Annotated in this window: 12 protein-coding genes; 2 read left to right on the top strand and 10 right to left on the bottom strand. The window is 37.7% G+C overall.

The window, feature by feature from the left end:
- Positions 1-109: 109 nt before the first annotated feature.
- The 8 genes from ABI125_08145 to kduI all read right to left on the bottom strand — a co-directional run bounded on the left by ABI125_08145 (position 110) and on the right by kduI (position 11,657).
- On the bottom strand, positions 110-685 hold the full coding sequence (locus ABI125_08145) for a PepSY domain-containing protein (GenBank protein ID XCF07821.1): 576 nt from the start codon (positions 683-685) through the stop codon (positions 110-112).
- Positions 685-2,553 carry a Xaa-Pro dipeptidyl-peptidase gene (locus ABI125_08150; protein ID XCF07822.1) on the bottom strand — a complete coding sequence of 623 codons (1,869 nt, stop codon included), beginning with the start codon at positions 2,551-2,553 and terminating at the stop codon, positions 685-687. The genes ABI125_08145 and ABI125_08150 overlap by 1 nt, the downstream gene beginning before the upstream one ends.
- Before the next feature lie 26 nt (positions 2,554-2,579).
- Positions 2,580-5,153: a T9SS type A sorting domain-containing protein gene (locus ABI125_08155; protein ID XCF07823.1), complete on the bottom strand. Its 2,574-nt coding sequence runs from the start codon at positions 5,151-5,153 to the stop codon at positions 2,580-2,582.
- Positions 5,154-5,174: 21 nt separating this feature from the next.
- Positions 5,175-7,181, bottom strand: coding sequence for a discoidin domain-containing protein (locus tag ABI125_08160; protein XCF07824.1), 2,007 nt, complete (start codon positions 7,179-7,181; stop codon positions 5,175-5,177).
- 413 nt (positions 7,182-7,594) lie between these two features.
- A complete protein-coding gene (locus ABI125_08165) occupies positions 7,595-8,479 on the bottom strand; it encodes an AraC family transcriptional regulator (GenBank protein XCF07825.1) in 885 nt (294 codons plus the stop codon).
- Positions 8,480-8,820: 341 nt separating this feature from the next.
- The gene (locus ABI125_08170; protein ID XCF07826.1) at positions 8,821-9,996 is read right to left on the bottom strand and encodes a DUF4861 family protein; all 1,176 of its coding nucleotides are present in this window, start codon (positions 9,994-9,996) and stop codon (positions 8,821-8,823) included.
- Positions 9,997-10,012: 16 nt separating this feature from the next.
- Positions 10,013-10,807 carry a gluconate 5-dehydrogenase gene (locus ABI125_08175; GenBank protein XCF07827.1) on the bottom strand — a complete coding sequence of 265 codons (795 nt, stop codon included), beginning with the start codon at positions 10,805-10,807 and terminating at the stop codon, positions 10,013-10,015.
- Positions 10,808-10,814: 7 nt separating this feature from the next.
- Complete coding sequence (kduI, locus tag ABI125_08180) at positions 10,815-11,657, bottom strand: 5-dehydro-4-deoxy-D-glucuronate isomerase (GenBank protein ID XCF07828.1); 843 nt, start codon at positions 11,655-11,657, stop codon at positions 10,815-10,817.
- A 134-nt stretch (positions 11,658-11,791) separates the two neighbouring features.
- Between kduI and ABI125_08185 the strand changes: the two genes are divergently transcribed.
- Both ABI125_08185 and ABI125_08190 read left to right on the top strand, forming a co-directional pair.
- Positions 11,792-12,808, top strand: a complete 1,017-nt coding sequence (locus tag ABI125_08185) for a LacI family DNA-binding transcriptional regulator (GenBank protein ID XCF07829.1) — start codon at positions 11,792-11,794, stop codon at positions 12,806-12,808.
- A gap of 6 nt (positions 12,809-12,814) precedes the next feature.
- On the top strand, positions 12,815-13,786 hold the full coding sequence (locus ABI125_08190; protein XCF07830.1) for a type I phosphomannose isomerase catalytic subunit: 972 nt from the start codon (positions 12,815-12,817) through the stop codon (positions 13,784-13,786).
- Positions 13,787-13,815: 29 nt separating this feature from the next.
- Here the strand turns inward: ABI125_08190 and ABI125_08195 are convergent, their stop codons facing one another.
- Both ABI125_08195 and ABI125_08200 read right to left on the bottom strand, forming a co-directional pair.
- Entirely contained in the window at positions 13,816-14,778 is a 963-nt protein-coding gene (locus ABI125_08195) for a D-2-hydroxyacid dehydrogenase (GenBank protein XCF07831.1), read from the bottom strand.
- Positions 14,779-14,838: 60 nt separating this feature from the next.
- Positions 14,839-15,312 (bottom strand): hypothetical protein, encoded by a 474-nt coding sequence (locus ABI125_08200; protein ID XCF07832.1) that lies wholly within the window; start codon positions 15,310-15,312, stop codon positions 14,839-14,841.
- Positions 15,313-15,319 lie beyond the last annotated feature (7 nt).

A 15,319-nucleotide genomic window follows, 5' to 3' on the forward strand; every position in this document is an offset into this window, starting at 1 on the left:
TTAGAGGTTTTGAGTATTTATTGCTATTGTGGCAACTAAATTAAGATTAACTATATGTTAAAAAATGGATAAAAAAATGAGATATATGGATAATAATATTAATTATTTGTTAAAGTAGTTTTAATTTTGAACTACTTAGTTTTTTCATTCTTTTTGGACCCATCCATAGCCAAAAACCTGTTATAGTGAAAAGGATTAATGCGCCACCCATAGAGGTTGTGTAAATTAGTTTTATGATTTCTACTCTTGTTTTGAATAAATCGTCAAGGATAGAGCCATCATGAATGTCTTCCAGCCAATCTGAATGTCTTTTGTTTATCGCCAATACTTTGGCTGTTGTGCAATCCATTTGTAGCTCCCAATATTCATTTTTGAATATAAACTTAGCAATACCCTGTTCTGGACGTATATCAATCCTACTTATTTCTGTAATACTCTTGCCTTTCGATTTTATAGATTCAAGGGCTTTACTTTGTAGGTTTGATAAGGGAAGCCAGTCATTAGGATTGTTTGAAACCCCAATTTCGGTTCGAGGAAGTATTAGGCCTTTACTGTGCTTTTTCCAGCCCAGTACCAGTCCAGAAATAGATAGTATGAAAAAAAGAGCGAATAAGTAAATGCCAGTGATTCTATGGGCTTTTCTAAAAAAGCGGATTACTTTAGCTTGCTTGGCTCTTTTGTTCATTAAAAGGCAATTGATTTTTTTATGGCATCGATACCATTAACAATAGGTAATTTTAACGATGTTGCTTTCAGGTCTATGGTTAGCTCGGTACCTGGTGCGGGGTGAAGGGTAAAATCTTTATCACTAGAGAAAATCATTAAGCCTATTTGTTGTCCTTTTTTGATGATTTGATCATCTGGCATTAACTCGAAAGAAATTGTATAGAATTGATGTTTTTCCAGTGGAGTACTATGCCATATTGAGTGATTGTTTTGTGGGTCTGCCCATCCGCGGGTTATAATATTGTCTGTTATTTTAACATTTTTTCCTTTGTTCCAAGGGAGTGACACAAGCCAAACAGATAGGTTAGCTGCTGGTTTGTTGCATGAAAGTTTTATGGTTACTTCAGGAACCCCCGAAAGATGTATGTCGTTATTAAGTTTCGGCGTTGCGTAAAGTAGTCGATGATTGCTATACTCTGCTTGAGCTAGTACTTCGCCAGTGAACGAGTAATTATCAATAAGGGTTTCTGTCGCATCTGTGTTTGGAGGTGTTAGGGATAGTGTTCCCGTTTTAGGTGCTCCTTGGGTTAAATAAAAAGTTACAGGTTTTGCATCTGGGTTTGGATAATTATCGTAAGGTGTAGGATTGGTTTGGTTGTCATTTTCTCGTACAATCCAAGCTTTGGGAGCGTTTTTTATGTCATTTTGAATGCCGTGTAAGTAATGGGTAAACCATTTGTTCATCATACTTAAAGGCGGTGGTCCACCGTGACCATCTTGGTGATAGTAAACATTGGTGTGTAGCCCCATTTCCTGTGCTTTTTTGTATATTCTATAGCTGTGTTCAGGCATTACGTTCCAGTCGTTAAAACCGTGAGACATAAGCATAGCGGCCTTCATTTTGTCCATATGGTTTAAATAATCTCTCTTTGCCCAAAATTCATTATAATCTCCTGTAATTCTGTCCATGCCATTTATCATTTCAGAATCTCTTACTGTTGAATTGTTATAAGCTCTTTTGGTTTCATCATTAATGGTGTGTATAAAGTCATATAACACATCGATGTCTTCCCCCAAATAACCGCCTGGTGATTTAACAAGTCCATTTGATCGATAATAATGATAGTAAGAGGTGTTGGGAGCAATAGGTATAATAACCTCTAAACCTTCTACTCCCGTAGTAGCAGCTGCAAGCGGAATGGTTCCGTTGTACGAGGTGCCTGTCATCCCCACTTTACCTGTAGACCAGTAGGCTTTTACTATTTCATTGCCATAAGGAGTTTTGTAGCCTGGGCGCCGTCCGCACAGCCAATCTATTACCGCTTTGGGGGCTAAAGATTCATTTATGCCTCCTATGGTGGGAGCACCTTGCGAAAGGCCTGTACCCGGTGAAGAGGAATGAACAACTATAAACCCTCGCGGTACCCAAGTTTTAATCTGCGAGTTAGAAATAATCGGTCGGTTTATGGTTCCTATTACCTCTGGATGTTTTCTGGGTTTACTTTTTTCACCTAGTTCGTGTTTTACATTCCAGAATGCCTCTTGTGAAAAAGGAGCCCCACCTCGAGCATAGTATGGACTGGATTCGTAAATTATCGGCAATTTTAAACCTTCTGTTTGGGTTTGTTTGGGGCGGGTAACATCCACATGCATGCGGTCTGGTTTGCCATCTCCGTCCGTATCGAAATCTGTTTCCACCCAAAGGTCTTCCCTAATCCATTTTGTTTCATCTGAAAATTCTGGAACAATCTGGGTTTCTCCATTTTTAAAAATTGGAGATGCTTTAGGTTGGTTCTGTGAATTAAGTTCTAGTATTGGAGATGGCAAAATAAACACCAATAATAGAACATAAAATAACTTGCGGAACATATATTTGACTGAACTCATTTTATAGACTGAATAAACTTAGAAGATTAATTTTTAACTACTTTAATTGTGTGGCTTTTTTCTAAATGCATTTTTAAAATGTACACCCCATTGCTTTGGTTGGTTAAGTCTAGGCTTATTTTTCCATTTTGTTGTTTGTAGTTTTTTTGGGATAAAAGCGTACCATTTTCAGAGTACAAATCAATATTAACCATGTCTGTTGTAGCGTTGGTTTTTATCTCAAAAATACCAGAAGTAGGGTTGGGAATAACCTTTATTGAAGGGGTTTTATTTTCGCTTTTTGATATAGACAATAAATCTTCGTTAATTTTAAAGTCCAAAATACCAGAGCCATAGGTTGCGAACCTTACTAAATTTTTAGATTTTATAAATTGCACATCTGTAAATTGCACATTGGGTAAGTGGAAACCATCCATTTTATACCATCTGTTATCTTCAGTGGAATAAATCCAAGCACCATCAGTTTCGCATGAAGCGAAAACGTATTTTCCATTGGGCGAAACCGCTAAGTCTGTTATCCGCGCTACGTTCAGTCCTGTATTTTTATTGGAGAAAGTTAAGCCTCCGTCCTTCGATTCAAGGAAGATGTTTCCTTTGCCAGCAAAATAAACCGTAGATTCATCAGTTGGGCTAGTAGCTATAACGGTGCGTCGTTTTCTATGTGAATCGTCTTGTCCAGGCCAAGGGCCAGAATAATTAGAGGTACTGAAACTTTGGCCTCCGTTGGCGGAAAACATGAGCCCTCCATTTTTTAGACCTACATACCATCTGTTGGTATTGATTTTGGAATAAGCAAAGCTAATGGGTGGGCCTGGAAACACAAATGGATGGAATGATTGCGTAATTGTACCGTTTTGATAAGTATATTTATTTAGTTTGTTGCCTCCGGCAGGGATGTAAATGGCATCTTCGTTGGTATTAGGAGACGGAACCATGCTTGTGGCCCACCAGCTTGAATAGAAATCTTTTCGTACTACAGTTCTATAATCTCCACCGTTTGTTACCGAAGCACGACCAATGGTTCCGTAATAATACCAAAACCATACAGACGATTCATCATTTGAAACTTGAACACGTAAAACATCCGTATTAGCTTCACGGGCTGCATTATAAACATTATCGTTATTAGGAATATCAATAAAGCCCTGGGAGCCCCGATCTTGGTTTGCTGTATAAATTTTATCGTTTATTTCGCTAGTTGTAGCATCATAGGCCATAATATTTGGTGATCCCGAATTAATAGAGGTCCATGAGTTCCACAACATAGGGTTGCTGGTATAGAAACTCCCAAAATCAAATCCAGCAAAAGTAAAATGATCTCCATTTTCTTTATCGTAGATTTTCATGTGTTGTAAGTCCCATACGTAATAACTGCTTAAATAATGGTTGTTTTTGCTCCATGTTGCGCCATAGTCTGTAGACATGAACAGTTCTACAAATCCTTTATAACAAATATTAGGTTGTGTTGGATGAACCTCGGTAACAGGTCGGTCGTTATTACTGTTGGTTTGTAGCCATGTTAGACCTTCGTTATTGGAATAAAAAAGCTTGTTGCCACTACTAATGTAAAAGTGCGTGGCATTGTTAACATAAGAGCCAAAAACACTGTTGATTGCTGAAAAAGATTGTGTTGTGGTGTGTAGTAGAGAAAAGTCATTGTCGCTTTCGCCCATTTTATAAACTAAAATTTTAGAATCACTTTTTCTTCTGGCAAAACAATAAATCGTATTGCTGCTGTGTGGTTTGTTTATGCTTACTTCAAAATCAGATTTTTTGAACCTAATGCTCGATTCGGTATAGTTTAAGCCGTAATCGGTTGAAATAAATAACCGATCGTAGGCGGTACCGTTAATGTAGCTTCCGCCATGGGCGGTAATCTTTCTGCCGGAAGGGGTTTTGCTAACCAAGGTTTTGTAATTCCAGGAGCTTTGGAAAAAGGCACCATTTGCATCAATCCAATTTCGGCCTTCATCATCAGAAAACTCCATGGGGCCATTTGCTTTTTGGTGTAATAATCGAAAACTGTTATCAGGTAGGTTAATACCGTTAAAATCGTCTCCTAATAAGTTTTTTTTGTGGTTCCTAAGCGACCATTTAATTGGAGCACTTTCGTCAATTTTATATAGATGACCTGCAAATGAAACTACATAAAGCTCTTCGTTCACAGGATCGTAGGTAGAGCCATCTGCTCGAAACCCACTATCGTCAAATAACGTAAGGTTTTTTTGGTGCCAAGAACCTGTAATGGAGTTGTTGGCGTAAGCGTATTGATTTGGAGCTTCTTCTATATTGTCGAATTTTAAAAACTCCGTTTCGGAAGATGTCAACACGTCGTAATTTGTAAACTTATATCCTGTATTTTCAAGGGTGTTTCTCCATTTTTTATAATCGGCAAGCTCTTTGTTGCTTAGAGTTTTAGGGTCAAAAAGTTCTTCAGGGAGCATGTCTTCTTCTGGTTCTTCCTCGTATTCTTCTTGGTGCTCTTCAGTTTGTTGGGAAGTAATAGGTGTGTTGGTGTTTTTTAAAAATAGCACCAATGCCAGTAACAGCAGCAATAATAAAAGAGAAACGGTTATAATTATTTTTTTTGAAGTTTTCATGTTTTTTAAATGTTAAGCGTGTTATTCTTTTATAACTAGTTTGTTTTTGTAGGTAGAGTTGCCATGAACAGTAAAGACGTATATCCCAGGTGCTAGATTATCTAGTTTTATATTGATTTTGTCTTGTGAAATTGGGATTCGCCCTTCCTTTAGAAGTATTCCATTTATAGAGAATATTTGCCAAGTTTTATATTCACCACGATAAACCTGTTTAAGAAAAAGCTCGTCATTAAAAGGAGAGGGATAAACGTTAAAATCTGTTTTGGTTTTAAGCTGGGTATTTAGCTGTGAATTGTAAGTGCCGTTTAAATAAATTTCGGCAATGTTGGTAAATGGCGAATTATTTACATCGGATAAGGCAACTATTTTAATATACTGGCATTCTACAGCCTCGTTAAAATAGGTTATTTGTAAAGCCTCGTTACCAAGAAAGGAGCCAACAGATATTGGGCTGCCCCAGTCTGATAGGGTTTTAGATGCATAAAACTCATATTCTGTAATGTTTCCATTGGTTTTTCCGTCTTGTCTGGGTAAATATTTAAAGGCTTCGATGGTTGCTTGTTCTCCAAGATTAATTTGAATTTCGTGCGGGTGTGTGGGCTGTTCGTTTGCCCAATCTGTGAACCAAAAGGTATTTGGGTTGTTATCAAATGCATTAACGGCAGGGTTTCCTGTGCCTTCAGTATCCTCACTATCGGCCATAATTAATTGCCAAGAAGCTTGGTTTAGTTGAGGTGGATAAGTTCCCTTTAGATATAATTCTGCAATATTGGCAAAAGGGGCACTGTTATTAGCCGCTAAGGAAACCATTTTAACATACCTACATTCTATAGTTTTATTAAAGTTTACAGTTTTAAGGGTGTGGTCTCCAATAAAACTCCCGCTAGCAATTGGGGCGCCCCAATTTGATGTATTGTTTGTTGCGTAGAATTCATATTGGGTAATGTTCCCGTTGGTATTGTTGTCTTGCCTTGGTAAGTATTTAAACGCATCTATTTTTGCTTTTTCTCCAAGGTCAATTTGGATTTCGTGAGGATGCTGTGGCTGATTGTTTTTCCATTCTGTATGCCAAAATGTATTTGGGTTGTCGTCAAAGGCATTAACGGCAGGGTTTCCTGTGCCTTCTGTGTCTTCGCTATCGGCCATAATTAATCGCCATTTATCTTGTTTTAAAAGGGACTCGTCAAGATCGGTTGCCGTGGGTGTTTTCCAAACTCTAATATAGTCTACATGTGTTTCTGTAAGATAACCAATAGGATAGTCTTTAAAGTATTGGTCTCCGCTAACGCCAAAACTTGCCCCGTTGGACAACCAAAGAAACTCAAGACTTTTTACTACCCATTTAGGGTTTGAATATCGCACTTTAAAAACACCATCATAGTAAATATCCATGAAGCTTTCAGTCCAATGAAAACCCCATGTGTGAAATCCGGAATGAATACCAGGGGTATTGAATTGTTTTGTATTGGCTTGATGGTCTGCTCCGTAACCGTCAATATGTACCACAGATTTTGTGTAGTCTTCAGTCCATGCCGTTTCAAAAATGTCGATTTCAGCACCGTCGTTTGCGGTGCCATCAACATTACCCATGTTAGGACTTTGCAACCAAAAAGCTGTATGGGTGCCCTTAGTGGCATCACCTACTTTTATTCGGGCTTCAAAATAGCCGTACTTGGTTAAATACTTATTATGGCTGTTTATAGATCCGTTAGTCATCGACGAGTTTCCGGTTTTGTACACTTTAAGTATTAAATTTCCATTTTCTACGGAAACGTTCTCTGGTTTCCACCTCCAATCATCGATTCCTATTTTGGGCCTAGCAGCTCTTGATTTGGTACTGTGGTCTATATTCCACTTGTTTTGGTCGACAATATTTGAGTTGAATTCGTCACTAAAGTCAAGAATCCAATTGCCATTAATGTGCGGGTTGGATGGTTGAACGTTCTTAGGCGTATTTTCATCTATGTACTGTGAAAAACAGGTGTTGATTGATAGAAATAAAAATAGGATTGGTAAAAATTTCCTCATAGTTTCAGCTTTTGTTTAATTTCAGTCAGGTTGGTGTATTGAATTGTTGGAATAAGCAGTAATAGTAATCTACCAAACTTAATCACTTCATGTTCTTCAAACATGGATGATTTTATTCAATGAATAGATTTTTGTGTTTATTTTGAAGTGTGATACGGAAATAGGTATACACATTTTGAAATTTAGCAGGACTTGTATGTCACTTTTAAACGTTACTGCGTAAAAATGCTTGTCTAAATAAGGAGTGTTTTTTATCAATATAAATGCTCCACTCGGTTTATGGGTTGAATGGATTAAGAAGAATTAGAAAAACAGCTAAAAGTTGTAACTAAGAGGCAGGTTAATCTGCTCTATTCTAATATTGGGGCTTGTTATATTTTAAAATAGGAAAATCGGCTTTTCAAAACAGTTTTTTATTTTTGCCAACCATTTTTATATTTCCTAGGGGACTTGCCCATATATTTTTTAAATATCCTTGAAAAATATAAAGGGTCGTCAAAGCCTACTTTAAAGCTTATTTCCTTTATGCTTAAGTCTGTATAAATTAAATACTCGCAGGCTTTTTGTACCTTCTTCAAATTATGGAAAACAATAATAGAATAGCCGGTTCTTTTTTTAAACTTGGTATGTAGGTAAGATTTTGAATAGTTGAACCTCTCGGAAATGTGGTCTAAGGTGTGGTTTTTTTGTAAGTCGCTTAATAAATATTCCCTAATGGCATTAATAACATTGTCGCCTTGATCTAACTCTTTTTGCTCCTCGGCGTTGTAATATATAAATGAACTTATAAAGTTAAGAGCCAAGATGTTTGCAAATTCTAAACCATGTTCTAGATTGTTATTATCAAATAAGTTGAATATCTTATCGAAAGATTCTATATTCTCGGCAGAGAAAGGGATGTTTCTTAAGTTGGTAGGGTTTGATGCATATCTGTTATAAAGTTTAGAGGCCAGGTTACCGTTAAAATGAAACCAATAAATGCTCCAAGGATCTTTTTTATCTGCTGCATATTCATGTTTAGCGTTTTTAGGAAGAATAAAAAATTGGTTTGGACTTATCTTTGTTGTGGTATCATTTAGCCTAATTTCTCCTTTTCCTTTGGTGCAATAAATGAAAATATATTGTTTGGCTCCTTTTTTTCGGGTGCGATGATGGTGATGGGCGGTTGGATAATATCCTAAATCACTTATGTAAAACGATTTCGTTATTGGGTTTTTTTTAATGGTTTTAATAACAGATTTAGGTAAAGCTATCATCTTTTGCCCTAAAAAACCTTCTTTAAGAGTAGTGGTGTTCATGTTTAGTTTTGTTGTTTTTTGAAAAATTACATAGGTAAAAGGGATGAGCCTATTACAAAAGTATTACTTTTTCAATACATCAATTAAATTTAGAGCTAAATTATAAAAGGTTTTTTTACAGGTTATTCGTTGTTTGTATTCAAAATTGCGTCCAAAAGATTTTGTATTAGTTTTTTTAACTTGAAGGAGTTAATCTTCAAAATAAAGTCGGAGATTGTTTTAAGGCCTATGCCACATTTTTAATCTAAAGAATTCCTAGTCTGCTTGCTACGGGGTCATTCATTTAAAAAATCCAAGATTGAATTTCAATCTTGGATTTTTTAAAATTTTAATCTAATAAATTACTCAGCCCAACTCACTTTTAAAGGTGTGTTAATTTGATTTGAAAATTTAGTAAGATAGTTTTCCCACTCTGAAGGAGTTGTGTATTGTTCAGCTTCTTTCCAAGCAAAGCCAGCGTAATATACCACTTCGTTGTTATTCACTTTTAAATGGGCGTAAGCATTACTTAGGTCTTTGGCTTCGGTGTCATATTTTTCAAAGCCTAAAAAAGTTCCTTTCTTGGCTACAATGGCCATACCAATTTCAGAATCGGCATGTGGCTGCCAATAGCTTATCCAACCGTTTTCATCGTTACCAGTAACTTCTCCATCTTTTTCGTGTAAAGTTAAACCAGCGGAAATAGTATCGGTACCTTCAATATGGGTGACGAACTTAGATAGGTTACTACCCAAATCCAAGCTAATGGTTTTCGATTCCTTAATTTGATTTCCTCCAGCATCCCAAGTTTCGTATTCCAAATGGAAACTGGTACGAATTGGACCCGTAGTAATGGTGCGCCATTTGGTGTAGTTTTTGGAGAAATAATATGTGGTATCTTGCTTAACGGCAATACCACCGACTCCACGACTCACACCAACATGAAAATTATCCAACCCCTCTGGAGAAGGTTTGTGGTAAGCACCAGGTTTTTCGGTGTTTTTCTTGTACCAATTATTGATAATGGGGTATTCTACTTTTTTCAACCAGGCGTCAACTCCACTGGAAAGTGTGCCACCCGGCTTACCATCTTCGACCATTTTTTGGGCAACGGGGCCATAAACTCGAAAGGCTACCTTGTTGTTTTCCCAAGTATAATCGTCGGTACGTTCTGGTACAAACCTAGAGTAGCAAAGTGTTTCGGCTTTTGGTTTTTCAGCTTCAGTAATCGTCACTATATCAAATGTTTTTTCGGAATTTGCAGCTACTGTTGGTTGAAATAAAATTTCGTCTAAAGTACCATCTCCGTCAATGTCTACAGTTTGGGTAACTTGTAACTCGCCACTTTCGGCATCTTTAATGCCAATAGTGTTTAGGTCTTCAACCTTCAAAAACGACTTACTCAGTTCAACTGTTTCCGAAGTTCTTTCAAAATCCAAAGTGTTTTTCACAACAATTGACTTTGTGTTTTCTTTTTGATTACAAGAAGAAAACAAGGCAGCGCACAAAACACCTGCCCATATTGTGTTTTTATTCATAGTACTCTGAGTTTTTTTAATCTTCGTTTGAAGGCTTTCCGATAGTGGCCAAAATGCCACCGTCTACATAAAGCACTTGTCCGTTTACAAAATCACTGGCCTTAGAGCTCAAAAAGATAGCAGCCCCTTGCAAATCGTCTGGGTCGCCCCAACGTGCTGCTGGAGTTCTGTTAATGATAAACTCATTAAACGGATGCCCGTCTACACGAATAGGTGCGGTTTGACTTGTAGCGAAATAGCCTGGGCCAATGCCATTGGTTTGTATGTTGTGCTTGGCCCATTCTGTCGCCATGTTTTGGGTAAGCATTTTTAGTCCGCCTTTAGCAGCAGCATAGGCACCAACGGTATTTCTTCCCAATTCACTCATCATAGAGCAAATGTTGATGATTTTACCGGCCTTTCTTTTAATCATGCCTTTTACGACATGCTTGGACATGATAAATGGACTAATCAGATCGACTTTAATCACCTGTTCAAAGTCTTCGACTTCCATGTCTTCTAGCGGTGTTCTTTTTATTATTCCGGCATTGTTCACCAAAATATCAATATTCCCTACTTCCTTTTCAATGGCAGCAATATTTTTCATCACTAAGCTTTCGTTGGTCACATCAAAAAGGTAACCATGGGTATTGATGCCTTGAGATTTGTAGTATTCTATAGCTTTGTCAAGTTTTTCCTGTGAAGACGCGCCGTTTATCACCAAAGTGGCTCCGGCCTTTCCTAAACCTGTTGCCATGGCTTGGCCCAAACCGTGTGTACCACCGGTTATTAAAGCGACTTTACCTGTTAAATCGAATAAATTAATAGACATATTTATCTTATTTTAGTTCGTTAATTTTGCAATGATCCATATCGCCGTAATCTAAATTTTCGCCGGCCATGCCCCAAATAAAGGTGTAGTTGCTGGTTCCTGAACCCGAGTGGATAGACCATGCCGGGGAAATTACCGCTTGGTGGTTTTGCATCCAAATGTGGCGGGTTTCCTGTGGTTGTCCCATAAAGTGACATACGGCTTGGTCTGCAGGTACATCAAAGTAAAAATATACTTCCATTCTTCTGTCGTGCACGTGCGCTGGCATGGTGTTCCAAACACTTCCAGTTTTTAACTCGGTCATTCCCATTTGCAACTGGCAAACATCAACCACGCTGTTTACGATGTATTTTCTAAGGGTTCTGGCATTGGCGGTTTCAGGAGCGCCCAATTCCACAACTTCAACATCTTTTATTCCTATTTTTTTGTTGGGATGCTCTTTGTGGGCTGGTGTTGAATTTAGGTAAAACAATGCCGGTTCATCAGCCGATTTACTGGTGAAAGTCACTTCTTTGTTGCCTCTTCCAACATATAAAGCCTCTCTGTTATTCAATTCGTATTCGGTACCGTCAACATTTACCGTTCCTGAACCACCAATGTTGATGATGCCCAATTCGCGTCTTTCAAGAAAGTATTCGGCCTTTAACGGGTCGATAGTTTCCAATTTTAAAGCTGAATTTGTAGGCACCGCACTTCCAGAAATAAATCTGTCATAATGGGAATACACTAAATTTACTTGGCCTGGTTCCATTAAGTTGTCAATAAGGAATTCGTCTCTTAATCGCGTAGTGTCGTACGATTTAACATCTTGTGGAGATGCCGCATATCTTACTTCATAGTTTGTTTTCATATTACTTGTTTTTTATGATTTAAATTTGTTTCTTTTTTTCGAAAAACTCCGTAAAAGTACTAAAAATATATCAGAATACAATCGATTGGATTTTGTTATATTTGCAATACTAGACTAACCCTTCAATATAAAAATTGAACAACAAACCTACAATACACGACATAGCCAAAGCTTTGGGGGTAGACAGTTCTACCGTTTCAAGGGCATTAAACGACAGCCCGCGCGTTACCAAGGCTACAAAGGTTAGGGTTTTGGCCATGGCGGCCGAGTTGGGGTATCAAAGGAATATGTTGGCTTCTAATTTACGAAAAAATGTAACGAATACCATAGGAGTGATTGTGCCACGGATTTCGCGTCATTTTTTTTCGTCGGCTATTCAAGGTATTGAGGAAACCGCATATTTGGCTGGCTATAATGTGATTATTAGTCAATCGTTGGAACAGCTTGAAAGGGAAAGGAAGATTGTTGAAGGATTGGTTGCCAATAGGGTAGATGGGCTTTTGATATCCGTATCGATGGAAACGGTAGATTACCGGCATTTGGAAGTCGCCAAAAACAATAGCATTCCCTTGGTTTTTTTCGATAGGCATTGTGGTATTTCCGGCTACAGTAATGTTCTTATTGACGATTTTAAATGCGGATTTGATGCCACCGAGCATTTAATATTGAAAGGCTGCAAACGTATTGCCCATTTTTCCGGTTCTCAGGAATTAGAGATATACAAAAACCGTTTTAACGGTTATAAAGCAGCGTTGGCAAAACACAACATTCTGTTTAAAAATGAATATGTTGTAAATTCCAGATTAATGGAACAGGATGGTTATCTTGGCATGCAAAATTTATTGGATAACCAACAGGAGATTGATGGTGTGTTTTCAGCAAATGATGTAACGGCTATCGGAGCCATGAAATGTATAAAGGAACGGCAATTAAAGATACCTGAAGATATCGCCATAGTAGGGTTCAGCAACGAGCCTATTTCTCAGGTTATTGAGCCTTCGCTGACCACCATAGACCAATCGGGCTCTGAAATAGGAAAAACAGCAACCGAACTATTGTTGGAATACATATCGAAAAAAGAAATACCCGTTGAGGGGCAGACCATAATTTTAAATTCGAAATTAATAGAACGGAATTCATCAAAAAAATAACATAACATGAAACTATACCCAATAAAATTTACCCCGCTTTACAAATATAGACTTTGGGGAGGTGAAAAGTTGAAGACCCAACTTAATAAGGACTATAATGAAAATAACATTGGCGAATCTTGGGAGATTTCGGATGTTAAGGGCGACGAGACCAAAGTGGCCAATGGCCCGTTGGAGGGAAAAACCTTAAAGCAGCTTATCCAGCAGTACAAAGGTGGTTTTGTTGGTGAATCGGTTTACGAAACTTTTGGCGAGGAATTTCCTTTGCTCATCAAGTTCATCGATGCCAAAACGCCATTGTCCATTCAGGTACATCCCAGTAACGAATTGGCCAAGGAGCGTCATGATTCTTTCGGAAAAAACGAAATGTGGTACGTTATGGGCGCCGATAAAGATGCAGAACTTATCGTGGGTTTTGAAAAAGAGATTGATAAAACCGAATACCAAAAGCATTTGGAGAACGATACCATTTTGGAAGTGATGCACCACGAAACGGTAAGCAAAGGCGATACGTTTTACATTCCTACCGGAAGGATCCACGCCATTGGGGCCGGGGTGCTGTTGGCGGAAATCCAGCAAACATCGGATGTTACCTATAGAATTTACGATTACAAACGTGTGGATGCCATAACGGGTAAAGAACGCGAACTGCACAACGATTTGGCCTTAGACGCTATCGATTTTACTTACCATAGCCATTTTAAGACCGATTATAAAACAGAGGCCAATACCAGTAACAAGTTGGTGCATTCGCCATACTTCAAGACCAATTTTATGAAAGTTGACGGTACGTTGGAAAAAGACTATTCGGCATTGGACTCTTTTGTAATATATATGTGTGTTAGCGGAGGGTTGGAACTCCAAAGTGGCAATACATCCTATTTACTAAAAATGGGAGAAACCATTTTGTTGCCTGCATCACTCAGCCATGTTAAAATTGAATCGGAAAATGCAGAATTTTTAGAAATATATCTGTAATCAATATTTTAAAATTAAATAACAACTTATCAATTTACTACATTTTTGGGATTCCCTTCGATATAAGCCGCTAAGTTTTCAATAGTGGTTTGCATTAAACGTGTTCTGGCTTCTTTGGGTGCCCAAGCAATGTGTGGGGTTATAATACAGTTTCTTGCTTTTAACAACGGATTGTTTTCTTTCATTGGTTCACTTGAAATAACATCGAGCGCAGCTGCAGAAAGCTTTCTGTTGTTAAGGGCTTCAACCAAGTCATTTTCATTAATTAATGGTCCGCGAGAAGTGTTTATCAACATGGTGCCATCTTTCATTTTTTTAATGGAGCTTTGGTTTATGAGGTTTTCAGTTTCAGGGGTTAGTGGGCAATGTAGGCTTATGATATCAGATGTATTTAACAGTTCTTCCAACGAAACAAACTTTAAATGGTCGTTTTCAAATTCACTGTAAACCGTCCGGTTGTAAACTTTGATTTTGAGTCCAAAAGCCAAAGCTAGTTTGGCCGTAGCCTTTCCAATTTTTCCAAAACCAATAATGCCCATGGTTTTTCCGGCCAACTCGATGAGTGGGTAATTCCAAAAAGAAAAATCTTTGCTGCTTATCCAATCACCATTTTTGACAGCATTGTTGTGCTCACCTATATGGTGGCACATTTCCAGCAATAATGCCAAAGTAAACTGGGCAACAGCTGTTGAGCTATAATCGGGCACATTGGTTACGGTGATTTTCTTTCGTTTGGCATATTCAGTATCAATAATGTTGAAACCTGTAGCTAATACACCGATGTATTCAAGGTTAGGACAGCTATCGATAACCGAGCGGTTAATTGGGGTTTTGTTGGTGAAAATGATTTTTGAATCACCAATATTGTTGATGATATCTTCATCATTACAAGGTGTTCGGTCAAAAACGGTTAAATCGTCAAATTGTTTTATGTCATTCCAATTTAAATCACCAGGGTTTAGCGTAAAGCCATCCAATACAACTATTTTCATAAAAAACTTTTATTTTTTAAATATAAGAGTTGTGATTAAAAAATCTTTACGCTTTATGGCTTATTTAACACGATGGTAAATTTCACCATAGATAGGATTTCCTAGGCTATCTTTTTCAGTTTGCATATAACAGTCCTTGTCAATAAAGAAGATGCTCAATCTATGGATACTGTCTTTTTCAAGGATAGTAAGCAAAGCTTCAGAGCCATATTCTGTATGCTCGATTAGTGTATCGTTTTTAAAGGTGTAGTCTCCACTTCCAAACCATTCAGAAGGGTGATAGGCAGTAAACCGATTCCACATATACTTTGTTTGTGAAAACATTTTCATTTGCATAAATTTTTCGGAAGTCTTGATAGTGTCTATTGAGCCATCACCGCCATAATTTAGGTAGCTAGTCATTTCCCATGCACCTTCAAGGGTGTATTCTTTATTGGTTTCTTCAATAGCTTCCGCCATAGCGGTTTCGTTATTGTTTTTACAGCTCGAAACGGCAATTAGCGTTATTAATGCCAAGGTTAGATGCTTTTTCATATCGTGT

It is taken from the genome of Tamlana crocina (genome assembly GCA_040429635.1).
Lineage (GTDB): Bacteria > Bacteroidota > Bacteroidia > Flavobacteriales > Flavobacteriaceae > Flavisericum > Flavisericum crocinum.